26 protein-coding genes are annotated in these 20,101 nt (G+C 66.7%); 15 read left to right on the forward strand and 11 right to left on the reverse strand.

From position 1 onward, the window contains the following. Positions 1-28: 28 nt before the first annotated feature. Positions 29-541 (reverse strand): DUF3145 domain-containing protein, encoded by a 513-nt coding sequence (locus MFM001_RS06670; RefSeq protein ID WP_045378414.1) that lies wholly within the window; start codon positions 539-541, stop codon positions 29-31. A gap of 112 nt (positions 542-653) precedes the next feature. Next, complete coding sequence (locus MFM001_RS06675) at positions 654-1,478, reverse strand: serine hydrolase (protein ID WP_116374480.1); 825 nt, start codon at positions 1,476-1,478, stop codon at positions 654-656. Positions 1,479-1,582: 104 nt separating this feature from the next. On the opposite strand from MFM001_RS06675, the gene MFM001_RS06680 reads away from it, so the two are divergent. The 5 genes from MFM001_RS06680 to MFM001_RS06700 all read left to right on the forward strand — a co-directional run bounded on the left by MFM001_RS06680 (position 1,583) and on the right by MFM001_RS06700 (position 5,878). After that, a complete protein-coding gene (locus MFM001_RS06680) occupies positions 1,583-2,668 on the forward strand; it encodes an S-(hydroxymethyl)mycothiol dehydrogenase (RefSeq protein ID WP_116374481.1) in 1,086 nt (361 codons plus the stop codon). Further along, positions 2,665-3,282 carry an MBL fold metallo-hydrolase gene (locus MFM001_RS06685; protein ID WP_116374482.1) on the forward strand — a complete coding sequence of 206 codons (618 nt, stop codon included), beginning with the start codon at positions 2,665-2,667 and terminating at the stop codon, positions 3,280-3,282. The genes MFM001_RS06680 and MFM001_RS06685 overlap by 4 nt, the downstream gene beginning before the upstream one ends. A gap of 231 nt (positions 3,283-3,513) precedes the next feature. After that, on the forward strand, positions 3,514-4,464 hold the full coding sequence (locus MFM001_RS06690; RefSeq protein ID WP_116374483.1) for an SDR family oxidoreductase: 951 nt from the start codon (positions 3,514-3,516) through the stop codon (positions 4,462-4,464). Next, a complete protein-coding gene (locus tag MFM001_RS06695; protein WP_116374484.1) occupies positions 4,457-5,545 on the forward strand; it encodes an SAM-dependent methyltransferase in 1,089 nt (362 codons plus the stop codon). The genes MFM001_RS06690 and MFM001_RS06695 overlap by 8 nt, the downstream gene beginning before the upstream one ends. 45 nt (positions 5,546-5,590) lie before the next feature. Further along, the gene (locus MFM001_RS06700; protein ID WP_116374485.1) at positions 5,591-5,878 is read left to right on the forward strand and encodes a hypothetical protein; all 288 of its coding nucleotides are present in this window, start codon (positions 5,591-5,593) and stop codon (positions 5,876-5,878) included. 5 nt (positions 5,879-5,883) lie between these two features. Here MFM001_RS06700 and MFM001_RS06705 read toward each other — a convergent pair whose 3' ends face one another. Then, positions 5,884-7,668 carry an Hsp70 family protein gene (locus tag MFM001_RS06705; RefSeq protein WP_116374486.1) on the reverse strand — a complete coding sequence of 595 codons (1,785 nt, stop codon included), beginning with the start codon at positions 7,666-7,668 and terminating at the stop codon, positions 5,884-5,886. A gap of 51 nt (positions 7,669-7,719) precedes the next feature. Further along, complete coding sequence (locus MFM001_RS06710; RefSeq protein WP_116374487.1) at positions 7,720-8,793, reverse strand: dihydrodipicolinate reductase; 1,074 nt, start codon at positions 8,791-8,793, stop codon at positions 7,720-7,722. A gap of 236 nt (positions 8,794-9,029) precedes the next feature. Between MFM001_RS06710 and MFM001_RS06715 the strand changes: the two genes are divergently transcribed. Genes MFM001_RS06715 through MFM001_RS06725 form a run of 3 tightly spaced genes read left to right on the forward strand, consistent with a single transcriptional unit; the run spans position 9,030 to position 10,110 of the window. After that, on the forward strand, positions 9,030-9,401 hold the full coding sequence (locus MFM001_RS06715) for an MmpS family transport accessory protein (protein ID WP_238158978.1): 372 nt from the start codon (positions 9,030-9,032) through the stop codon (positions 9,399-9,401). A 27-nt stretch (positions 9,402-9,428) separates the two neighbouring features. Then, the gene (locus tag MFM001_RS06720) at positions 9,429-9,650 is read left to right on the forward strand and encodes a hypothetical protein (RefSeq protein ID WP_116374488.1); all 222 of its coding nucleotides are present in this window, start codon (positions 9,429-9,431) and stop codon (positions 9,648-9,650) included. A gap of 19 nt (positions 9,651-9,669) precedes the next feature. Further along, the gene (locus MFM001_RS06725) at positions 9,670-10,110 is read left to right on the forward strand and encodes a hypothetical protein (RefSeq protein ID WP_116374489.1); all 441 of its coding nucleotides are present in this window, start codon (positions 9,670-9,672) and stop codon (positions 10,108-10,110) included. Here MFM001_RS06725 and MFM001_RS06730 read toward each other — a convergent pair. Both MFM001_RS06730 and MFM001_RS06735 read right to left on the reverse strand, forming a co-directional pair. Continuing rightward, complete coding sequence (locus tag MFM001_RS06730; protein ID WP_116374490.1) at positions 10,083-10,424, reverse strand: hypothetical protein; 342 nt, start codon at positions 10,422-10,424, stop codon at positions 10,083-10,085. The genes MFM001_RS06725 and MFM001_RS06730 overlap by 28 nt on opposite strands. A gap of 50 nt (positions 10,425-10,474) precedes the next feature. Beyond that, on the reverse strand, positions 10,475-11,173 hold the full coding sequence (locus tag MFM001_RS06735; protein ID WP_116374715.1) for a hypothetical protein: 699 nt from the start codon (positions 11,171-11,173) through the stop codon (positions 10,475-10,477). 199 nt (positions 11,174-11,372) lie between these two features. Between MFM001_RS06735 and MFM001_RS06740 the strand changes: the two genes are divergently transcribed. The 6 genes from MFM001_RS06740 to MFM001_RS06760 all read left to right on the forward strand — a co-directional run bounded on the left by MFM001_RS06740 (position 11,373) and on the right by MFM001_RS06760 (position 15,667). Then, complete coding sequence (locus MFM001_RS06740) at positions 11,373-11,981, forward strand: TetR/AcrR family transcriptional regulator (RefSeq protein ID WP_116374491.1); 609 nt, start codon at positions 11,373-11,375, stop codon at positions 11,979-11,981. 127 nt (positions 11,982-12,108) lie between these two features. After that, positions 12,109-13,626: a nitric oxide reductase activation protein NorD gene (locus MFM001_RS06745; RefSeq protein ID WP_116374492.1), complete on the forward strand. Its 1,518-nt coding sequence runs from the start codon at positions 12,109-12,111 to the stop codon at positions 13,624-13,626. After that, entirely contained in the window at positions 13,623-14,414 is a 792-nt protein-coding gene (locus MFM001_RS06750) for a CbbQ/NirQ/NorQ/GpvN family protein (RefSeq protein ID WP_116374493.1), read from the forward strand. The genes MFM001_RS06745 and MFM001_RS06750 overlap by 4 nt, the downstream gene beginning before the upstream one ends. A 17-nt stretch (positions 14,415-14,431) precedes the next feature. Continuing rightward, on the forward strand, positions 14,432-14,560 hold the full coding sequence (locus tag MFM001_RS25075; RefSeq protein ID WP_255422177.1) for a hypothetical protein: 129 nt from the start codon (positions 14,432-14,434) through the stop codon (positions 14,558-14,560). After that, positions 14,557-15,255, forward strand: a complete 699-nt coding sequence (locus tag MFM001_RS06755; RefSeq protein WP_116374494.1) for a hypothetical protein — start codon at positions 14,557-14,559, stop codon at positions 15,253-15,255. The genes MFM001_RS25075 and MFM001_RS06755 overlap by 4 nt, the downstream gene beginning before the upstream one ends. Positions 15,256-15,322: 67 nt before the next feature. Beyond that, entirely contained in the window at positions 15,323-15,667 is a 345-nt protein-coding gene (locus MFM001_RS06760) for a hypothetical protein (protein ID WP_116374716.1), read from the forward strand. On the opposite strand, the gene MFM001_RS06765 is transcribed toward MFM001_RS06760, so the two are convergent. From MFM001_RS06765 to MFM001_RS06785, 5 genes are read right to left on the reverse strand one after another with little or no spacing between them, the layout of a single operon-like run. Then, positions 15,664-16,548, reverse strand: coding sequence for a formate/nitrite transporter family protein (locus MFM001_RS06765; RefSeq protein ID WP_116374495.1), 885 nt, complete (start codon positions 16,546-16,548; stop codon positions 15,664-15,666). The genes MFM001_RS06760 and MFM001_RS06765 overlap by 4 nt on opposite strands. After that, positions 16,548-16,808 carry a hypothetical protein gene (locus tag MFM001_RS06770; protein ID WP_371685346.1) on the reverse strand — a complete coding sequence of 87 codons (261 nt, stop codon included), beginning with the start codon at positions 16,806-16,808 and terminating at the stop codon, positions 16,548-16,550. The genes MFM001_RS06765 and MFM001_RS06770 overlap by 1 nt, the downstream gene beginning before the upstream one ends. After that, complete coding sequence (locus tag MFM001_RS06775; RefSeq protein ID WP_116374497.1) at positions 16,805-17,422, reverse strand: RNA polymerase sigma factor; 618 nt, start codon at positions 17,420-17,422, stop codon at positions 16,805-16,807. Before MFM001_RS06775 ends, MFM001_RS06770 begins: the two co-directional genes overlap by 4 nt. Next, on the reverse strand, positions 17,419-18,495 hold the full coding sequence (locus MFM001_RS06780; RefSeq protein ID WP_116374498.1) for an acyl-CoA dehydrogenase family protein: 1,077 nt from the start codon (positions 18,493-18,495) through the stop codon (positions 17,419-17,421). Before MFM001_RS06780 ends, MFM001_RS06775 begins: the two co-directional genes overlap by 4 nt. Continuing rightward, complete coding sequence (locus tag MFM001_RS06785) at positions 18,492-19,016, reverse strand: OsmC family protein (protein ID WP_116374499.1); 525 nt, start codon at positions 19,014-19,016, stop codon at positions 18,492-18,494. The genes MFM001_RS06780 and MFM001_RS06785 overlap by 4 nt, the downstream gene beginning before the upstream one ends. 284 nt (positions 19,017-19,300) lie before the next feature. On the opposite strand from MFM001_RS06785, the gene MFM001_RS06790 reads away from it, so the two are divergent. After that, on the forward strand, positions 19,301-20,062 hold the full coding sequence (locus MFM001_RS06790) for a cutinase family protein (RefSeq protein ID WP_116374500.1): 762 nt from the start codon (positions 19,301-19,303) through the stop codon (positions 20,060-20,062). Positions 20,063-20,101 lie beyond the last annotated feature (39 nt).

Here is a 20,101-nt window from a genome sequence, read left to right on the forward strand (position 1 = left end):
CGATGAGGAGGAGCCGGGCAAATCAAACTCAGCCCACGCCCCGGCTGAGCCAGGACACCTCGGCGCCGTCGCCGCCGTCGCGGTAGATCTCGAGCGCCTCGTCCCACGCCGTGCCCAGCGCCGAGTCCAGCTCGGCGGCCAGCGCGTCGGCGCCGTCGGCCATCATGGCCCGCAGCCGCATCTCCCCGACCATGATGTCGCCGTTGGCGCTCATCGTCCCGCTCCACAGTCCCAGCTGCGGGGTGTGGCTGAACCGCTGACCGTCGACACCGGGGCTGGGGTCCTCGGTGACCTCGAAGCGCAGCACCGACCACGAGCGCAACGCGTTGGCCAACCGCGCGCCGGTGCCGACGGGCCCGACCCAGTTGGTGACCGCGCGCAGCTGCCCGGGCATCGCCGGCTGCGGAGTCCACTTCAGGTTCGCCTTGGCATTGAGGGTCGACGACAGCGCCCACTCGACATGCGGGCACACCGCGGCGGGCGACGCGTGGATGTAGACCACGCCGGTCGTCGCGTCGGCGAACTGGTTCGACGCACGCATCTGCTGCTCCTTCGGCTCCACGAGGGACGTCTTCCCCAACGACCTGGTGAACCCGACGAGCAGTATTCGTGTGTCTTGCGTGTCTATTGTGCCTTGTGAGACCCCTGTTGCGCTAGTCTGCGCGGTGTTCTGATATCACGGCGTCGGACAGCGCCGGCCAAACCGGCAGCGACCACTCCCCGAAATCGCGGTCGGTGAGCACCACAAGCGCCAGCTCGGCCTCCGGATCAGCCCAGATGAAGGTGCCCGATTGCCCGAAATGGCCGTAGGTTCGCGACGAGTTTGCCGCCCCCGTCCAGTGCGGTGACTTGGAACCTTTGATCTCGAATCCCAGCCCCCAGTCGTTGGGCCGCTGCACGCCGTAGCCGGGCAGCACGCCGTCCAGGCCGGGGAACTGCACGGCGGTCGCCTCGGCGTGCATCGGCGCCGACACCGTCGTCGGGCGCAGCAGATCGACGGCGAACACGGCCAGATCGGCAACCGTCGACGTCACACCGAAGCCGGCGGCCTCCGCGCCGCCGTCGAGCCGGGTGGCGGCCATCCCCAGCGGCTCGAAGACCGCTTCGGTCAGGTACTGGGTGAACTCGATGCCGGATGCCTGTTCCACCGTCTCGGCCAACACCGTGAATCCCTGGTTGGAGTACATCCTGCGGGCGCCGGGCTTGGCCAAGATGTGGTCGGAGTGCATCGCCAGCCCCGAGGCGTGCGCGAGCAGGTGGCGAACCGTGGACCCGGGCGGGCCGGCCGGGGTGTCGAGTTCGACGACCCCTTCTTCGACCGCGACCTGCACCGCACGCGCCACCAACGGCTTGGTCACCGACGCCAACACGAACGCGCGTCCGGTGTCGCCATGGTTGGCCAAAACGCCCGACGGCCCGACGACCGCCGCGGCGGCCGTCGCAACCGGCCAGTCGTCGAGCGCGTCGAGTGCAGGCATCGCGCAGCAGCCTATCGAGGGCGCGGTTGACTCTGCGTCCACCATGCAGAAGTGCGAGTAGGTCACATGGTGACCGCAGAATCAACGCCAGTAAGTTCAGAGCCATGAGTCAGACAGTGCGCGGCGTGGTTTCACGGAAGAAGGGTGATCCGGTCGAGGTGGTCGACATCGTCATCCCCGACCCCGGCCCGGGTGAGGTGGTGGTCGACGTCATCGCGTGCGGGGTGTGCCACACCGACCTGACCTACCGCGAGGGCGGCATCACCGACGAGTATCCGTTCCTGCTCGGCCACGAAGCCGCGGGCACAGTCGAATCCGTCGGGCCGGGCGTGACCGCGGTGGCGCCGGGCGACTTCGTGATCCTCAACTGGCGCGCGGTGTGCGGCCAATGCCGCGCCTGCAAACGCGGCCGGCCGCACTTGTGCTTCGACACCTTCAACGCCGAGCAGAAGATGACGCTGACCGACGGCACCGAGCTGACGCCGGCGCTGGGCATCGGGGCTTTCGCCGACAAGACGTTGGTGCACCAAGGGCAAGCCACCTTGGTCGATCCGCAGGCCGACCCTGCAGTGGCCGGCCTGTTGGGCTGCGGGATGATGGCCGGCCTAGGCGCGGCGATCAACACCGGCGGCGTCACCCGCGACGACACCGTCGCGGTGATCGGCTGCGGCGGTGTGGGTGACGCCGCGATCGCCGGGGCGGCCCTAGTCGGCGCGCGGCGCATCATCGCCGTCGACACCGACGACACCAAGCTGGACTGGGCGCGCACGTTCGGCGCCACCCACACCGTCAACGCCCGCAACCAAGACGTCGTCAAAACCATTCAGGACCTCACCGACGGGTTCGGCGCCAACGTGGTGATCGACGCCGTCGGGCGACCGGAAACCTGGAAGCAGGCCTTCTATGCCCGTGATCTCGCGGGAACCGTTGTGCTGGTGGGGGTTCCGACGCCGGACATGCAACTCGAGATGCCGCTGCTGGACTTCTTCAGCCACGGCGGGGCGCTCAAGTCGTCGTGGTACGGCGACTGCCTGCCCGAGCGCGACTTCCCCACCCTGATCGACCTGTATCTACAAGGCAGGTTGCCACTGGAGAAGTTCGTCTCCGAACGCATCGGCCTCGGCGACGTCGAGGAGGCGTTCCACAAGATGCACAGCGGCAAGGTGCTGCGCTCGGTGGTGATGCTGTGATACAGCGAGTGGTCACCCACGGCACCTTCGAACTCGACGGCGGCAGTTGGGAAGTCGACAACAACATCTGGATCGTCGGCGACGACTCCGACGTTGTGGTGTTCGACGCCGCGCACACTGCGGAGCCAATTGTCGAAGCCGTCCGCGGGCGCAATGTGGTGGCGGTGGTGTGCACCCACGGCCACAACGACCACGTGACCGTTGCGCCCGAGCTGGGTAAGACGCTCGACGCGCCGGTGCTGCTGCACCCCGGCGACGATGTGCTGTGGCGAATGACTCACCCGGACAAGGATTTTCGAACGGTTGCCGACGGGGATACCGTGCAAGTTGCCGGTACGGAGCTGCGCGCTCTGCACACTCCCGGCCACTCGCCGGGATCGGTGTGCTGGCATGCGCCTGAGCTGGGCGCGGTGTTCAGCGGCGACACGCTCTTCCAGGGCGGGCCGGGTGCGACCGGGCGCTCGTTCTCCGACTTTCCGACGATCCTGCAGTCGATCTCGGGCCGGCTCGGCACGCTGCCCGGTGACACCGTGGTGTATACCGGCCACGGCGATACCACCACCGTCGGCGACGAGATCGTGCACTACGACGAGTGGGTGGCCAGAGGGCACTGAGCCCTTGGCGCGAGCATGCGCAGAATGTCACCCCTATCGGCGTGTCGGCGTACAAACGCACGGTCGCGCAGACGGGGGAGCCCAATTCGCGAGACAACCCGCGCAGCACTCATCCGCGCAGTTCGGCACGATTCGCCGCGGCCGCCGCGCCAACCAACCAAATGGTCCACGGGCGAAAACCCAGGCCGAGTATCTCTACCATGAAAGCCAGACATTCAAGGAGTGATACTCATGGGCACCGATCTCGTTGCCAGCGTTCCTGATCTGTCCGGAAAACTCGCCGTCGTCACCGGATCCAACAGCGGCCTGGGCTTCGGCCTGGCCCGCCGGCTCTCGGCGGCCGGCGCCGACGTCGTCATGGCGATCCGCAACCGCGCCAAGGGCGAGGCCGCCATCGACCAGATCCGCGCCACCGTGCCCGACGCCAAGCTGACCATCAAGCCCCTCGACCTGTCGTCGCTGACCAACGTCGCCGCCCTGGGTGAGCAGCTGAACTCCGAAGGCCGCCCGATCGACATCCTGATCAACAACGCCGGCGTGATGACCCCACCGCAACGCGACACCACCGCCGACGGATTCGAATTGCAGTTCGGCAGTAACCATCTCGGGCACTTCGCGCTCACCGCGCACCTACTCCCCTTGCTGCGCGCCGCCGGCAACGCACGCATCGTCTCACTGAGCAGCCTCGCCGCCCGCCAGGGCCGCATCCACTTCGACGACCTGCAATTCGAGAAGTCCTACTCGCCCATGCAGGCCTACGGCCAATCGAAGCTGGCCGTGCTGATGTTCGCCCGCGAGTTGGACCGCCGCAGCCGCGACGCCGGCTGGGGCATCGTGTCCAACGCCGCGCACCCCGGCCTGACCAAGACCAACCTGCAGAGCAGCGGCCCCTCGCACGGCCGGGCCCAACCGTCGATCATGGAACGGCTCTACAAGATCTCCTGGCGGCTGACCCCGTTTTTGTGGCAGGAGATCGACGAGGGCATCCTGCCTGCGCTGTATGCGGCGACCAATCCGCAGGCCGAGGGCGGCGCGTTCTACGGGCCGCACGGGATCTACGAGGCCGCCGGCGGCGGCGTGACAACAGCCAAGGTGCCTGCCCGTGCCCGCGACGACGCCGATGCCCGGCGTCTGTGGGAGGCCTCCGAGCAGCTCACCGGAGTCAGCTATCCCGATGCGTGAGTCGAGCATCGTCGTCCGGCCCGAGCCGCAGGAAAGCGCGACCTACACTCCGTCGTCGCGACTGCAGGCCGCCGGGCTCGCGCCGGCCATCGCGCTGTTCGAGCAGGCCGCCGCGGAGGTACCGCTGGCAGCGCCGCCGCAACCCATCGTCATTGCCGACTACGGCGCGGCGACCGGCCACAATTCGCTGCTGCCGGTGTGCGCGGCAATAGCGACGATTCGCGGTCGCACTCGCCCCGAGCACGCCGTCCTTGTCACCCACACCGACTTGCCCGGCAACGATTTCACTGCGCTGTTTCGCACCCTGTCCGAGGATCCGGACAGCTATCTGCACAAGGACGCGGCGAGCTTCGCCTCCGCGATCGGCCGGTCGTACTACGAGCAGATTCTGCCGTCGGGCAGCGTCACCCTGGGCTGGACGTCGTGGGCGACCATGTGGCTGAGTCGGACACCGACCGACCTACCGGACCACGTCCAGGTCGCCTACAGCAGCGACGACGCCGCCCGCGCCGCATATGACCACCAGGCCACCCAGGACTGGCAGGCCTTCCTGGCGTTCCGCGGTCGCGAATTGTGCCTCGGCGGGCGGCTTGTGGTGCTGACGATGGCCGTCGGCGACGACGGCGAATTCGGCTACCGACCGTTGCTCGACGCGATCGTGGCCGCACTGGACGATCAACACCGCGACGGCCTCTTGAGCGCGGAAGAGTTGCGGCGCATGACAATTCCGGCATTCGCGCGCGCCGAGAAGGACTTTCGCGCGCCGTTCGCACCCAAGGGCCGCTTCGAGGGCCTGTCGATCGAGCACCTGGAAGTGTTCGACGCCGAGGACCGGTTCTGGGCCCAATTCCTTGTCGACCACGACGCCGCCGCGTTCGGCGCACAGTGGGCGGCATTCGCAAAGACTGCGGTGTTTCCCTCGCTGGCCGCCTGGCTCGACGGCGGCCCCGGCGACCCGCGCGCCGCCGAGTTCGTCGACCATCTCGAAGCCGCGGTCGCCGAGCGGCTGTCGGGCGCCCCGGCGCCGATGCAGATTCCGCTCGCCTCCGTGGTGCTGGTCAAACACGGACGATCGCACTGATCAAAGCGTTTCAAAGCGCCTGCGCAGCGGGTAATAGTCCGGGTTATGGATGCTCAGGATGAGGAACAAACCGGTGGGGAAGACCGCGGCGCCAACCAACAGCAGAGCGAGGCCCCCGAGGTCACCGATGAACACAAGGAAAAGGCCGCCGAAATGCGGAAGTCCTACGACGACCAGCGCCCGACGGCGGTGATGCCCGGAACCGACCGGACGATCACCGGGACCGCCGTCAACGAGTGGCTGGACGACGAGGGCAACCCGAAATTCGGTGACCCCGACGAGAAACCACACGCCGACGACAATCCGCCCGAAACGCAGGAGCCACCCGACTAACCGGACTAGCCGCCCGGCGGCGCCGGCTGTGGCTGGAACCGCGGGATGCCCGGGATCCGCGGGATTGTCGGCACCACCGGCGCCTGTGTGGTGGTAGGCGCCCGTGTGGTGGTCTCCTGCGTGGTAGTTGTCGGCGCCTGAGTGGTTGTCGTCGGTGCGGTGGTGGTCGTGGTAGTGGGCGCCTCGGTCGTGGTCGACGACGGCGGTGCGGTCGACGACGGGGATTCGCTGCTTGGCGACTGGGTGTCCGTGGGCGACGACGGGGCCTGGCTTTCGGTGCCGGGCGCGGACGTTCCCGGGGCCGGCGTGGTGCTCACGCTGGGCGCCGGGGCGATCGGTCCGCCGCCGGAGGTGTGGCGCATCGCGATCATCACGGCGGCGATGATCGCCAGCACCACCAGCGCGGTGCCGATGACGACTACCGCCGGCCGGCGATACCACGGCACCGCGGGCGGGCGGGTGTCGACGGCCCGCTCGTCGCGGTCGAGGGTCGGCTGCGGGCGGGCGGACGTCGTTCCGGTGGTGGCCGCCGGGTATTCGCCGGTGCGCAGCGGCATGATGCCGGAGTCGTCGTCGGCCTCCGACCAGGCCAGCGCCGGTTCGGGGCTGGGCTCCGGCGCGATCTCGGCCATCGTGGTGGCTTCGACGACCGGTCCCGCCTGCGTGGCGGCCGGCGCCAGCGCGGTCGCGCTGTTGTCGGCCGGGCCGCGCACAGCCTGCAGCGCCGCACCGATGGCAGCGGTCATGTGCGGCCGCGGGGTGGTGATGACCGGTACCCGCAGGTGCTCGGACAGCGTCGTGGTGATCACCGGGATGCCGGCCCCGCCACCCACCGAAGCGACTGCGGCCAATTCACGAATGCCGTTGCGCTGCAACGCTTCCTGAACAACAGCGATGAACCCGGCCAACGGCCGGCGGATCGCCTCGTCGAGTTCGGTTCGGGTGACGCGGACATCGCCGCGATACCCGGGCAGCTCAGCAGTCAGGGTGGTCGCCGTGGTCGACGACAGTTCCTCTTTGGCGCGTTGGCACGCGCCACGCAACCGGGTGAACGAACCGATCGCCGAAGTGGCCCCTGTGTCGACCGCGCCGGCCGACGACAGATCCGCCATCACACGGGCCAGCAGCGCCTGGTCGATCCGGTCGCCGGAGAAATCGGTGTGCCGCACCGTAGGTGCGACGGGCTGATGGCCGGCGGCGTCGACCAGGGTGAGGCTGGTGCCGCTGCCGCCGAAATCGCACAGCGCGATGATGCCCCGGGTCGGCAGCCCGGGATTGTTCTGCAGGGCGGTCAACGCGGCCGTGGAATCTGGCAGCAGCGCGACCCCGTCGCCCGACCATTCGGGCACCCGGCTCACGGCGGCGTCCAGTGCACCCACCGCCGCGTGTCCCCAGTGGGCCGGATGGGTGACCGCGACTGCGTCCGGCAGGGCCCGCCCGTCGGTCGCTGTGTAGGCCAGTGCCCGCAACGCGTCGGCGAGCAGCGTCTCGCTGCGGTGCGTCGAGCCGTCGGACGCGACGATGCCGGCCGGGTCGCCCACCCGGTCGACGAAGTCGGTGATCACCAGCCCGGGCTCGGTCAGCTTCGGGTTCTCCGACGGCACACCGACTTCGGGTGGCCGCTGCCGATACAGGGTCAGCACCGGCTTGCGGGTCACCGCGCGACTTGCGGTGACGGCAGCGAGGGTGGTGGCCCCTACTGAAAGCCCTAGCGCCGATCGCAAGCGCGGCGGAGCCGGGCGCAGCGGGTCGGCGCGCGACAACCCTGCCTGCCGTTCTGCGTCTGCCATGTCGTCCTCCCACGGCGTACGCCCCGCACGCCGGGAACTAATGTAACGGGCTTAGCGGATGGTGCCCGCCCCGGCGATCAGCGGCAGATCCAGCGCGGTCACCCAGCCCGGGGACAACTCGTTGACGGCGGGCACCGCGTTGAGTGCCCGCATCCCGGTGGCCAAACATCCGGCGGCGGCCGCGTCGCGCCCGGAGCCGTCGGTGAACCGAAATGCCGTCTCCTGGAAGATGCTTGGCGTTCCCTCGATGTCGACGCGGTAGACGTCGTCCTTGGTGCCCGAGGGCCAGTCCGGTGCCGCGTCGTGGCCGATCCGGTTGACGTGTTCGAGTTGGATGCGCGTCTTGCCTTGGTAGATGCCGTTGATGGTGAACCGCACCGCAGCGACGTGTCCGGGCTGGATGACGCCCTTGGCGGTCTTGCGTTCGGTGGGCGTCACCCACTTGTCCCAGGTGGTGGTGATCTCGTCGAGCATGATGCCGGCGGCGTGCGCGATCATCGGGACGGTGGCGCCCCAGGCGAAGATCAGCACGTCGCGGTTTTCCAGCACGGGCCGGAACTCGGGCTCGCGGCCGATGCCCATCTCGTTTTCGTAGTCGCCGGTGTAGTTGGTGTAGTCGAGCAGCTCGGAGGCCCGCACCGTGCGTACTTCGGAGCAGACGCCCATCAGCGTCATCGGGAACAGGTCGTTGGCGAAACCGGGGTCGATGCCGGTGGTGAAGCACGACGACTCCCCCAGCTCGCACGCCTCGGTGATCGGCTGGATCCAGTTGGGCGGGTTCAGGTGCATGGTCGGCCACACCCAGGGCGTCATCGCGGTGGAGCAGACGTCGATGCCGGCGCGCAGGAATCGCGTCATCAGCGCGATGTTGTCCTCGGCGTGCGCGGCGGTCGGCCCGTAGTGGACCAGCGCATCCGGTTTGAGCGCGATCAACGCGTCGACGTCGTCGGTGGCGGTGATGCCGACCGGCTCGGGTAACCCGCAGATGTCGCCGACGTCGCGGCCGACCTTGGCCGGGTTGCTGACGCCGACACCGACCAACTCGAACAGCGGATGCTTGACGATCTCGGCGATCACCATCTTGCCGACGAAGCCAGTACCCCAGACCACGACGCGTTTGGACATCACGCCACCCTATCGCTCGCTGCGAAGCCCGTGGCAAACGCGCTCTGCGCCAAGGTTTTTAACGCCACCCCGGGAAATTTCACACGCATGCAATAGCATGCGACGATCACGAGGTCATAACGAAAAGCTCGCGTTTCTATCACGATCGTTCGTTCCCCGCCCGTCGCCTTTCGCCGTCAATACGCTCCCGGTATCTGCGGTCTTTGCCGGTTTTTCGTCGCGAAAGGGGCCTGAAGATGCCGAGCACACATTGCGTTCCCCTGCACCGCGGCCGGATCTTCGCGGCTGTCCTCATGACGTTGGCCACCACCGCCGGAATCAGCGGTATCAGCGCAGCCAACGCACTCCCGACGCTGCCAAAGGTTCGCTACCAGATCAGCGGTCCGCCTGTGGCCGAATACATCTCGTATCAGGCGGACGACGGTCAGCATCAGGAGGCCAACGTCAAGTTGCCCTGGTCGAAGCAGTTCACCGCGTTCGGCACCGAAGTGTTCGTGATCAGCGCGCAGGGACCGGGCGCAATCACCTGCACGATTTCACTGGACGGCAAGGTGGTCAGCAGCGCGACTGCGCACGGGCAGCCCGCGAGAACCGTCTGCACGCAATAGGACGAGCGAGCGGGCCATACTCGGTGAATGGCTTTCACAGTGTGGCTCGGTGGCGACCAGGGCGCCGCCGACTGCGGCGACGGCGACACGTATGAGTTCCTGACCGGCGGCGTGCTCGGTGTGCACTATGCGAAGCCGGGCCAGTGGTCCGACTACTACCCGCCCGGCGCCTGGACGCGCGTCGCGGCCGAGCCCAATCATCGTCCCGGCGAGCCGCAGGACCGGTCGATCGGGCCGGACTTCGAATAGGCGCCGTCGGCGCCCGAAGATGGTTAATATCCTGCGGGTGAAGACATTGGCTCTCGGCGTGGCGCTCACCTCGGTCGCGGTGGCCCTCGCCCCGGTCTCGCGGGCCGAGATGCTGGTCGGAAACTACGCGGTGCACACACCGCGCGATCCCGGCCACGCATGGATCTGGGCGGTCCGCCCCTGTAATACACCCGAGTGCGTGCACGTCCAGGCGATACCGCAGCCCAACGGGCAGGCAGCCCCCTACGACGGGGACGCGCACCTTGCTAACGGCCGGTACACGATGAGCGTCGACGTTCCTGATGGCGTGCGCTGCGTGGTGTACTTCCTTCCTTCGCACGACACCTACTCCTGGGATGCCGCGACGCTGACCGGCTCGGTGGAGTCCAGCTACGACTCGAGCTGCGGTGGCGGCCCGGGCGGCACGGAGTCCTACCCGTTCAGCCTGGTTCGCTGGTAGCTGCGACGCGCCGGCGCTTGATTGCAGACCCACAGCACTGGATTGAGTTCACCGAGGTCGACCGCCGGATACTCGCCGTAGACGCCGGCCGGATTGCCCTGCAGGACTTGAGCGTGCTGGCGATCGGCCCTGGCGCACAACGCATCCCGAGTAGCGCGCCGGGCGGCGGCAACCTCGTTGTGGTGTTCGACGACCCGCTTGCCGATCTTGATAGCCAGGTATACGACAACGCCCAGCACGATGAACGGCCACACCACCTGTAGCACCGCAACGACGAGCGCCACTGCGAACAACCAGCCGATGAGTTGCGCCATGGCCGGTCCTCCTCTCGTCAACTGCGAGAGTAGGACTGGGCACCGACAAGTCAGTCGGAGAAGATTTCGCGGTTGACCGTGTGCAGGTACGGGATGGCCAGGAACGGCGTGATGTAGAAGATGTCGTAGAGCCACCACCCGACGACCGGAAGCACTACCCCGGCGAATCGCACGTCGGCGTACATCGTCATGTTGAACACGTAGCCGATCCAGATCACCGCACCCATCCAGCAGGTGATGATCATCCACTGGTGGCCCCACCGCTTCATCTGCAGGAATCCGATCGCCGCGGCGATGCGCATCGTGAACACCGTGAGGATCAGCCCTACCTCCCAGCCCTTTTCACCGGGGCCGGCCGCACCGCCGATCCATAACTCGTTGTAGTGCCAGAAGTAGCCGGCGTCGAAGAAGTTGCCCCAGGCGGTCAGAATCACCCGGGTCAACAGTGCATGGTTGGCGATCAGGTCGATCGACCAGCCCAGCGTATTGAGCCCGGCGTCGAGGATGATCAGGTAGCCGAGCACGGTCACCATCACCGGCCGGACGGACAGGCCGGATTGCTGAGCACGCCGCTGCAGCCACACTCCGCGCAGGAACAGCGGTAAGCCGACGAAGCCGATGATCATCGTGCCCATCAACAGCGTGCCGGCGATCAGCCATCGGTCGGCCTGCCGCTGGGCCAGCCGAGACTCTTCCACCTGCTCGTCGTAGCCCAGTCCGTCGCGCGACGCCTCGTCGCCGTGCCGCAGGTTGAACGTCGGCAGATTCACCGTGCCTTTGTAGCGCTCCGACGGCGCGCATGTCAATGACTCTAATCAGTGAATATAGCCAAGCAGTGCCACTGCTTCACGTTAGATCGTTGTATAACAGGGCTCCTCATGCGCATACAAACTCTTCTTCAGCGCGCCCGTTGACTTCAATCAGTCAGTAGGTTAGAAAGGTCGCACGATGACACGAGTGCAGGACAAGCCGTCCGGCCGTGAGGCGCAGCGGCTGCAGACGCGGCAGCGCATCCTTGGCGCGGCGGTTGCCGAGTTCAAGCGGTCCGGCCTCGCCGGCGCGGACGTCGGCGCAATCGTGTCGGCCGCGGGCGTAGCGCACGGCACCTTCTTCTTCCACTTCCCCACCAAGGAACATGTGCTCCTTGAGGTGGAGGCCCGCGAAGAAGCCCGGATGGCAACCGAATTGGCCCGCTACCTCGACAAACCACACGACCTGGCCGCGACGCTGACCGAAGTGGTGCGGCTGGTCGCGGGGCTGGAGAAACGCCTCGGCGATCTTTTGTTCAAAGACTTTCTGGCGCTGCACTTCTCGTCGACCCGACCACCCAACGAGGAGTGGAGCGACCACCCGTTGATCGTGCTGGTGGTCGCCGAGATCGAGCGTGCCCGTGACCGTGGCGAGACCTATCCCGAGGTGGATGCCTTCAGCAGCGCGGTGTTCTTCCTGCTCGGCCTCTACGCGGTGCTGACCACCACTCACCACATGACATCAATTCGCGACGACCTGCTCGAAAAGTTCGTCGCCACCACCCTTCGCGGGCTTGAAGCGCGTTAACCGATCGAAATATGGAGGTCTGGTCGTGTGGCAAGACATCGTGCGCTACATCGCTGCCTGGGGCGGCACCGGCGCAGTGATCGCTTTCTGGTACTGGATGTTCGCCAACATCGGCACCTTCTGAGCCATGGCTGATGCGGGGGCGTTGTCGCTCGAGCGCAGTTGCGCGGTGACGGCGGTCGTGTTCTCCGGCGGGCGTCGCGACGACGCCCGGCTGGTCACCGGTGAGCACCGCAGCTTCGGATTGAGTCGGAACCGGCGCATCGTCCACGTGCCATACCCGACACCACCCGACTGGACGCGGCGAACCCTGACCTGCGGTGTGGCGCTGCAGTGTTCACCGTCGAAGGACCGGATCGCCCACTACCCGCTACATCAACTGTCGGCGCGCGAACGCGGCGCGCTCACCCTCGTCGAAGCCGGTGTCGGCCTGGGATGGATCGCCATCAGGTGGCCCGGCCTGCTACCGGAACTGCGGCGGATCCTGCCAGATCTCGAGATCGCGCCGCACGACCTCGACGCAACCGTAATGCTCGAGCACGCCATCGCCCTGGCCCGGTCGAGACAACCGTTGGCGTGTCATCCGCTACTGGGCGCCCTGCCGCTTGCCGCTCCGGTGCGCAACGGACTGATCTCTGCCGCACGCCGCCGGTTCGGCCGGATGCCGTGGAGCAGCACGCGCAAGGACACCCCGCGTGCCTATTCCGTGCCCGTCGGCGGCGACGGCGGCGTACGAAACCCCAACCTGCCGCCACCAAGCCGGCCCGAGGACGACGACATCGAAATCCGCCCGGACCAACGCCCGGGCATCCCCTACCCGGAGTGGAATGCTTGGCGGAAAAGCTTTCTCGCCGACCACGTTGCGGTCCTCGAACGCAAGTACACCGCGCAGCGGCAGACCAAACCGGTCACTGCCGATCTGCAGCGGTGGTTCGAGGAACACACCCACCGCGCGATGACCAACCGTCTGGAGGACGGCTGTGATCTCGACGTCGACTCCTACGTCGGTCACTACATCGACACCATCACCGGACAGGCATCGGAACCCCGGGTGTTTCGCGACCTGTTGCCGGCCTGCCGCGACGTCACAACGGCTCTGCTGCTGGACGGCAGCTCGTCGCTGGGCGTGCACGGCGGGCGGCTCTTCCAATTGGAACTCGCGTGCGCTGACGCTCTGTCGCGAGCGATGACGCTCGCGCGCGAGCGGCATGGCATCTTCGTGTTCAGCGGCAACACCCGCCACCACGTTGATGTCCGCTGCCTCAAGGACTTTGGCGACAGCCACTTCGTCGCGCCGAGCGGCGTGGGTCTGGTGACCGGTGGCTACACCCGGCTCGGCGCCCCGCTTCGCCACCTGACCAGCCGGCTGCTGGCGCAGCCATCCGAACGGCGGCTGCTGATCGTCATCGGCGACGGGCTGATGTCCGACGAAGGCTACGAGGGCCGCTACGCCTGGGCCGACGTCGCCCACGCCGCCGAGGAAGCACGCCAAGCCGGGGTCGCCGTCTACTACCTCGGCGTCGGCCCCACTCGCGTCGACCCGCTCCCCGAAGTGTTCGGACCCCGCCGCTCCCAACGTATCCGGCGCGTCGACGAACTACCCCGCGTGCTGGCGCACGTTCATCGAGAGTTGGTGGCCGCATGACTGATCAGTTCTATTACGCCAATGGAAACGAAGTCGCCTTGTTCGAGCGGGCCTTCGAGCGACGGCTGCCGGTAATGCTCACCGGGCCAACGGGTTGCGGCAAAACCCGGTTCGTCGAACACATGGGCCAGCTACTGGAGCGCCCGGTCGTCACGATCAGCTGCCACGACGACCTGACCAGTTCCGACCTGGTCGGCCGGTTCCTGGTCACCGGCGGCGACGTCGTCTGGACCGACGGACCACTGACGCGAGCGGTGAAGGACGGCGCGATCTGCTATCTCGACGAGGTGGTCGAAGCGCGACACGACTCGCTGGCCATTCTGCACTCGCTGACCGATCACCGCCGCTCCTTGTACCTGGACCGCGCCGGCAAGGTGGTCCATGCGCCCGACTCGTTCATGCTGGTCTGCTCCTACAACCCGGCCTACCGCAGCTCGCTCAAGGAACTGAAACCCTCGTTCCGGCAACGGTTTGTCACGATCGCGATGAACTACCTGCCACCCGAGCGGGAAGCCGAGGTGCTTGTCACCGAATCGGGCATCGACATGTCGGTCGCCCACCGGCTGGTCGGATGCGCAACCAGCATCCGCACCGCCGACGACGTGTTCCATTTCGAACCGCCGTCGACCAGGGTGCTGGTCACCGCTGCCCAACTGATCGCCGCCGGCGCAACCGAAATCGAAGCCGCCGAGGCGTGCATCCTTGCGCCGCTCTCCACCGACGGAGCGATCACCGACGGTCTGCGTGAGGTCGCTGCCGCCAGCCTCCTTGACGCGCAATCACTGTGAGAAGGGAGCGCCACCCAATGAACGAACAAGACCAGCGACGCAAGCGGGCCATGATCGTCTTCCAGATCTTCATCTACGGCTACCTGCTGCTGATGTTCGCCATCCAGCTGTACATGTCGTTCGCCCGTGGCTGGTGGCACCTGTGAACGTGCCAGTGGCGCAAGCACACTCACAGAGCAGCTACGACCAGCACCACGAGGAGAGCCGCGCGGCCCAGCGGCGCGCCGACAAGTGGCTGATCTCCGGAACCGTCCTGATGGGAACCTGGGCCCTCGGCCTGGTCGGGTTGCCGGTCTTTCTGCGCGGCGTCTGGCTGCAGCGCCAGGCCCAACGTGCTGGGCTGTCGGTTCGGCCGATGATCGTGACGCTGATCGGCTATCTGGTCCTGATCGACAGCGCGCTCAACAGCCTGGGCTGGTCGCTGGACCTCGTCGCCAACCACACGCTGATCGACCGCGTGCTGATGACGGGGTGGGGCAACATGTTCGACGCCGGCTACTTCTGGCACTACAACGAGTTGTGGATCGGCGGTGCGGCCGGCCCCGGTGAAAAGGCTTGGGAGGTAGGGCTGATCCTCACCGTCTTCAGCATGCGAATGGCCGCCGCGATCGGCTTTCTGCAGATGAAGCGGTGGGGCCACCAGTGGATGATCATCACCTGCTGGATGGGCGTAGTGATCTGGATTGGCTACGTGTTCAACATGACCATGTACGCCGACGTGCGCTACGCAGGCGTGGTCTTCCCAGTCGTCGGCTGGTGGCTCTACGACATCTTCTACATCACGCCGTTCCTGGCCATCCCCTACCTGCACACCGTCAACCGCGAAATCTTCTCCGACTAGAAGGAGTATTGCCGTGACTACATCCTCAGACGACCTTCCGTTGGGCACCACACCGACGTTCGCGCGCATGCACAAGTGGCTCAAACGCGGCGTGTTCGTGTGCCTGGTCGCTCTGGTCATCGAAGGCGCCTTCACCCTGCCGTTCATGGCGGTCTACTACGGCTGGCCGACGCTACCGCTGCGCGACATCTGCAGCGAGCTGATGAAGGTCCGCTACTCCGACGACTCCCTGGAATGCAAGTACCCCTACCCGCTGTCCGGCGCGCCGTTCGGCGGCGCGCCCGAAGCCGCCGGCCAACACACCGCGCGGGACAAGTGGGGAGTCCAACCCGTTCCGCAGTACCACCGGATCGGGTTCCGCGAACTGGTCAAGATCCACGACCAGCGACTCGCCCGCCAGGGCGAGTCCTAACGTGCGCGCTGCTGCAGCCAGGCAACAAGCTGAAACGGCACGGCAACAAAGATCGTGCCGCCGATGAGATTGCCCACCGTCGTGACGCACAGGTTCGTGGCCAGACCATGACTGCCGAAGCCCCAACTGATCACGGTGTGCGGCGCCGAGGCGTGGAAAGCCGACAGCAGCAACGGCAGTCCGATGAAGCCGACGTTGGCGATGACGTGTTGGGTGCCGCCGATCACGAACGCGAACGGACCGTAGAACGCGAAACCCATTCGCGCAACGTCGCTTCGCGCCTTGAAAAACAGGCACATCGAGGTTTGCAGGAACCAGGTGCACAACACGGCGAGCAGAAGTGCGGTCCACAAGGGCTGACCGGACTTCAGCACGCCGACGGCTGCGGCCCGTTCGGCGAAACCGCCCAGGTACGGGCCGCCGGCCGCCGCACAGATGGTCACGAACACTAGTGCACCGATTGTGTTGCCCGCCAAGCCGATCAGGATGATCCGGCCGTAGCCGGCGACGCTCAGGCGCCGCTGCAGCACGGCAAGTAGCCCGGCGGACATGTCGGCGGTGATCAGCGACATGCCGGACACCAGGATCAGCGCGAACGACATGCCGAACGCCAGACCCATCAGCAGGCTCGCTACCCCAGGCGTTTTGACTCCCGTGCTCACGACCAGCGACAGCAGCACCCCGAACGCCACCATCGCGCCGCCGACCAGCGAACGAATCAGGAATGCCCACGGGTGAGATGCCTTGTCGACCGCCATGTCGGCGATGCGGCGCACCATGGCGCCGACACTCAACAGCTCGAACGGGTCGTCCGTCGGGCCGGGGCCGGGCGCCTCCGCAGGGGCGCGAAAGTCTTGCGGCAGCGAAACGATCTGAGACATCAGTGCACCTCTCGGAACCCGGTGAGCGCGTTGAGGACTCCGCCGATGTGCTCGTCGCTGAGTTTTTCACCGTCGAAGACGTGGTTGAGCAGAGTCCGCAGATCACGCATCTGCTGCAGGTAGATCAGGCAGGGCGGGCAGTCCCGAAGATGCTTGGTCACCACTGCCGCCCACTGGTCGGGCGGTGAGTCGAGAAGGTCCTCGACGAGCAGGACGAAGTCGGTGCAGTCGATCGCCGGCACCAGGTGGTCTTGGTTCACGGGCATTCCAGAAAGCGCCTCTCCAGTTCGTTACGCAGGTTTCCGCGGGCGCGGTACAGCAGAGCGCGCTGGGCCGGCCCGGACACGTCCACAATCTCGGCCGCCTCCTCGGGCGTCATCCCGACGAGATCGCGAAGGATCACGAGTTGACGTTGCCGCGCAGGCAATGCCGCCACCGCAGCTCGAACCTGCCCCACCAGCTCTCGGGTCACGGTCTCGTCCTCGGGCAAGAACCGCCTCGACGGCGGCACGCTCCAGTGGCCGGCATCGGGATGCCCCGGCGGATGCATCCGCCCGCTCAGCGGATCGGCGGCTTCCTGAGCCAGCAGCTCGTGCTTGCGGATCCGTGATTCATGGCGACGGTGCCGCGACGCGGTGTTCTTCACGATGGCGAACAACCACGTCGCCACCGACGAGCGGCCCTCGAACGAATGCGCCGACTGCAGGATCTGCAGCCACGCTTCCTGTACGGCCTCCTCGGCAGCCGCGGGTGAATCCACCATCGTGCGAGCGAAATTCACCATCTGCTGGTGAAAATCGCGCACCAAGTCGGCCAGCGGAATACCGCCCACGTGCGGCTCGGTGTGCTCGAGGGGAACAGACACCGACGTCATGCGCATCGACCGAGTTCCCATCTCAGTTGGGCCTCGGACGGGGACTGGACCGGAATAAAGGCCGCTTCCCGGTAGCGCCGACTTGCCGAGGTACTGCTGGCATATCCCTTGCCGCCAGCGGTCCTGATCTCCAATGCGGCACTGGCGCTGGCGATTTCGGCCGCATCCAGCCTCAGCGAAAGCAGGTCCTTCTTCGGCGGCTGATTCGGGGTGCCCACCGCCGCGGCAAAGCTCGCCAGCGTCGTCTCGGCCAGCGCGAGCCTGCCCACGAGTGAGTCAACCTCGGCGGCGAACACCGAATTGACCCCGGCCAACCCGAGCCGGCTCTGCTCCAAGCTGGTAGAAGCCAGGCCCAGGCACATCGCGGACTGCAGGACCAGGAAGCTGGGCCGGACCGCGCTGAGAAAATCCGCGAAGTCGGTCGACAGCACCTGCTCATTTGCGATTCGGACGCTCTTCAGCTTCAGATACGACGAAGCGGTGCTGCCGAGCCCCAAGAGATCGAACCGGTCTCCCACGGTGATGCCGGGCGTGTCGAGTGGCAGTGCGACGACGAGCTTTTCGCCGTTCTCACAGCGCGCCGCCGTCACCAGCAGGGAGTCAGGGTAGAGGTTGCTGGCCCACCTGATGGGGCCATACAGTTCGTATCCCCCGTCGACCTGTGCTGCCCTGAGCTCAAGGGCTCCGCAGCCTGCCGCATCCTTGAACGCGGACGCCATGGCCGTCACACCGAGCGCCTGCCCCTGCAGCAGCGGCCCGACTACCGTTGTGCTGTAGGCGGTTTCGGCGGTCAGCAGGTATTCCACCACCATCCTGTTGGCCCATACGGAGAACGCTGTGCTCATGCACTGCGCGGCGATCTCGCCGATGACCGTTGCCATCGCAGGCAGCCGACCATCGGTGTTGCCCGGAGCGCCCAGACCGAGCAGTCCCGCCTCGCCGATGGCCGCGAAACTGCGCCGCGAGCTCTCCTCGCCGAGATCCAGAGCCGCCGCGTGCGCGGCGATGTCGGAAAGCAACGCGTTGTCGAGGCCACTTGCCGGTGTGCCGGCGGTCGCTGTCGGGGCTCTCATGAGGTGGCGAGCGTCGACTCGACGATCGCAGGACGCCGGAATGTGTTGACGACAGGCGACCAGGTGATGGCGTTGTCGTGAATCTGCTGAAGCGTTTTCTCGTCGGTGTCGCCGGCGAGGGTGACCTTGCAGCGGACCTCGGTGAAGCCCGGGATTTTGTCGTCCGGCGTGTCACCGACGCCCCACACCGCCGAGATGTCGATGTCGCCTTCCATCTCGACTTCGATCTTTGTCAGCGTCACGCCGTGGTGAGTGGCGTTGGCCAGCATGCCGACCGAGATGCAGGAACCCAGTGCGGCCAACGCCGTCTCCGACGGATTGGGGGCCGAGTCGTCGCCCAGCAGGGCGGGCGGCTCGCCGACCAGCACCGGCGACAGGTTGCGGACGTACGTCAGGTTGCGGAAACCCGCCTCGCACACGGTCTTGGCTTTCAGGGTCTTCCTGCCGGTGCCGGGCTCAGCTCTGGCGCTGCACGAAAGCCGGTCAAGGCCCGCGGCGTCGATGACAAGACCATCGGTCATGAACGTCCTCCCAGTGACGTGATTTCTGCCTTCCGTCGGTTTAGTGGTCGGCAAGCACCGTTGCGTGATGGCGGCTGAAAATCATTAACCGCCGGGACACGAATCGTCACACCACCGAAACGCACCGGGCGCGGGACGTCTACGTGCACGTTCGGTGCGGTCGACGCAGATCGTGCGCTCGGTCTGCAGCGTCGTCGAGCTTTTGAATCGCGCTGAAGAAATGCCGGTCCTGCAACAGTGATTCGATGCAGGGCATCGCAGCGGGGTATGGCACGATAAAAGCCATGCGAGGACGTAATACCGCTCGATTCCTTTGTGGTGCAGTCGTATCGACGGGGGTGCTGCCGGGCCTCGCCGTTCCGTCGGCATCCGCCCAACCGTGCCCCGACGTGCAGGTGGTGTTCGCCCGCGGTACCGGCGAGCCGCCCGGCGTTGGTCCGACGGGCCAGGCTTTCGTCGATAACCTGCACAACCGCATCGGCGCAAGGTCGTTCGACGTCTACCCGGTCAACTACCCCGCTAGTGACGAGTGGGCGACCGGCCTCGACGGTATTCGCGACGCGGGCGCTCACGTCCTGTCGATGGCGAATACCTGCCCCAACACCAAGATGGTGCTCGGCGGATATTCGCAGGGCGCGGCCGTTACGGGCTTCGTCACCTCGGCCGCAGTTCCCGACGGCGTCGACCCGGCGACCGTGCCGAAACCGCTGGACCCCAAGGTCGCTGACCACGTCGCCGCCGTCGTGCTCTTCGCCATGCCCAATGTCCGGGCGATGAACTTCCTCGGCCAGCCGCCGGTCGTCATCGGCCCGGCCTACCAGGCGAAGACCCTCAAGTTGTGCGCACCCGAGGATCCCGTTTGCTCCGACGGGATGAATTTCGCGGCCCACGACACTTACGCAGGCGACGGGGCGATGATCGACCGCGGCGCGGCGTTCGCCGCGAATCGCTTGGGCCCGCCACCGCCAGGCCAGAACGCACCGCCTCCGCCGGCACCGGCACCCCCGCCACCGCCGCCGGCCGACGACCAGGAACCAGGTGCGTGAATCTGGTTGTGCGGGCTGGCCGCAGCGGCATCGCTGACC

Origin of the sequence: Mycobacterium sp. MFM001 (assembly GCF_003402475.1) — a bacterium.
GTDB lineage: Bacteria > Actinomycetota > Actinomycetes > Mycobacteriales > Mycobacteriaceae > Mycobacterium.

Bases quoted from the DNA above. Each gene is read 5' to 3' on its own strand.
- MFM001_RS06670 (WP_045378414.1), bottom strand. From the start codon at position 541: ATGCGTGCGTCGAACCAGTTCGCCGACGCGACGACCGGCGTGGTCTAC.
- MFM001_RS06675 (WP_116374480.1), bottom strand. From the start codon at position 1,478: ATGCCTGCACTCGACGCGCTCGACGACTGGCCGGTTGCGACGGCCGCC.
- MFM001_RS06680 (WP_116374481.1), top strand. From the start codon at position 1,583: ATGAGTCAGACAGTGCGCGGCGTGGTTTCACGGAAGAAGGGTGATCCG.
- MFM001_RS06690 (WP_116374483.1), top strand. From the start codon at position 3,514: ATGGGCACCGATCTCGTTGCCAGCGTTCCTGATCTGTCCGGAAAACTC.
- MFM001_RS06695 (WP_116374484.1), top strand. From the start codon at position 4,457: ATGCGTGAGTCGAGCATCGTCGTCCGGCCCGAGCCGCAGGAAAGCGCG.
- MFM001_RS06700 (WP_116374485.1), top strand. From the start codon at position 5,591: ATGGATGCTCAGGATGAGGAACAAACCGGTGGGGAAGACCGCGGCGCC.
- MFM001_RS06705 (WP_116374486.1), bottom strand. From the start codon at position 7,668: ATGGCAGACGCAGAACGGCAGGCAGGGTTGTCGCGCGCCGACCCGCTG.
- MFM001_RS06710 (WP_116374487.1), bottom strand. From the start codon at position 8,793: ATGTCCAAACGCGTCGTGGTCTGGGGTACTGGCTTCGTCGGCAAGATG.
- MFM001_RS06715 (WP_238158978.1), top strand. From the start codon at position 9,030: ATGCCGAGCACACATTGCGTTCCCCTGCACCGCGGCCGGATCTTCGCG.
- MFM001_RS06720 (WP_116374488.1), top strand. From the start codon at position 9,429: ATGGCTTTCACAGTGTGGCTCGGTGGCGACCAGGGCGCCGCCGACTGC.
- MFM001_RS06725 (WP_116374489.1), top strand. From the start codon at position 9,670: ATGGTTAATATCCTGCGGGTGAAGACATTGGCTCTCGGCGTGGCGCTC.
- MFM001_RS06730 (WP_116374490.1), bottom strand. From the start codon at position 10,424: ATGGCGCAACTCATCGGCTGGTTGTTCGCAGTGGCGCTCGTCGTTGCG.
- MFM001_RS06740 (WP_116374491.1), top strand. From the start codon at position 11,373: ATGACACGAGTGCAGGACAAGCCGTCCGGCCGTGAGGCGCAGCGGCTG.
- MFM001_RS06745 (WP_116374492.1), top strand. From the start codon at position 12,109: ATGGCTGATGCGGGGGCGTTGTCGCTCGAGCGCAGTTGCGCGGTGACG.
- MFM001_RS06750 (WP_116374493.1), top strand. From the start codon at position 13,623: ATGACTGATCAGTTCTATTACGCCAATGGAAACGAAGTCGCCTTGTTC.
- MFM001_RS25075 (WP_255422177.1), top strand. From the start codon at position 14,432: ATGAACGAACAAGACCAGCGACGCAAGCGGGCCATGATCGTCTTCCAG.
- MFM001_RS06760 (WP_116374716.1), top strand. From the start codon at position 15,323: ATGCACAAGTGGCTCAAACGCGGCGTGTTCGTGTGCCTGGTCGCTCTG.
- MFM001_RS06765 (WP_116374495.1), bottom strand. From the start codon at position 16,548: ATGTCTCAGATCGTTTCGCTGCCGCAAGACTTTCGCGCCCCTGCGGAG.
- MFM001_RS06775 (WP_116374497.1), bottom strand. From the start codon at position 17,422: ATGACGTCGGTGTCTGTTCCCCTCGAGCACACCGAGCCGCACGTGGGC.
- MFM001_RS06780 (WP_116374498.1), bottom strand. From the start codon at position 18,495: ATGAGAGCCCCGACAGCGACCGCCGGCACACCGGCAAGTGGCCTCGAC.
- MFM001_RS06785 (WP_116374499.1), bottom strand. From the start codon at position 19,016: ATGACCGATGGTCTTGTCATCGACGCCGCGGGCCTTGACCGGCTTTCG.
- MFM001_RS06790 (WP_116374500.1), top strand. From the start codon at position 19,301: ATGCGAGGACGTAATACCGCTCGATTCCTTTGTGGTGCAGTCGTATCG.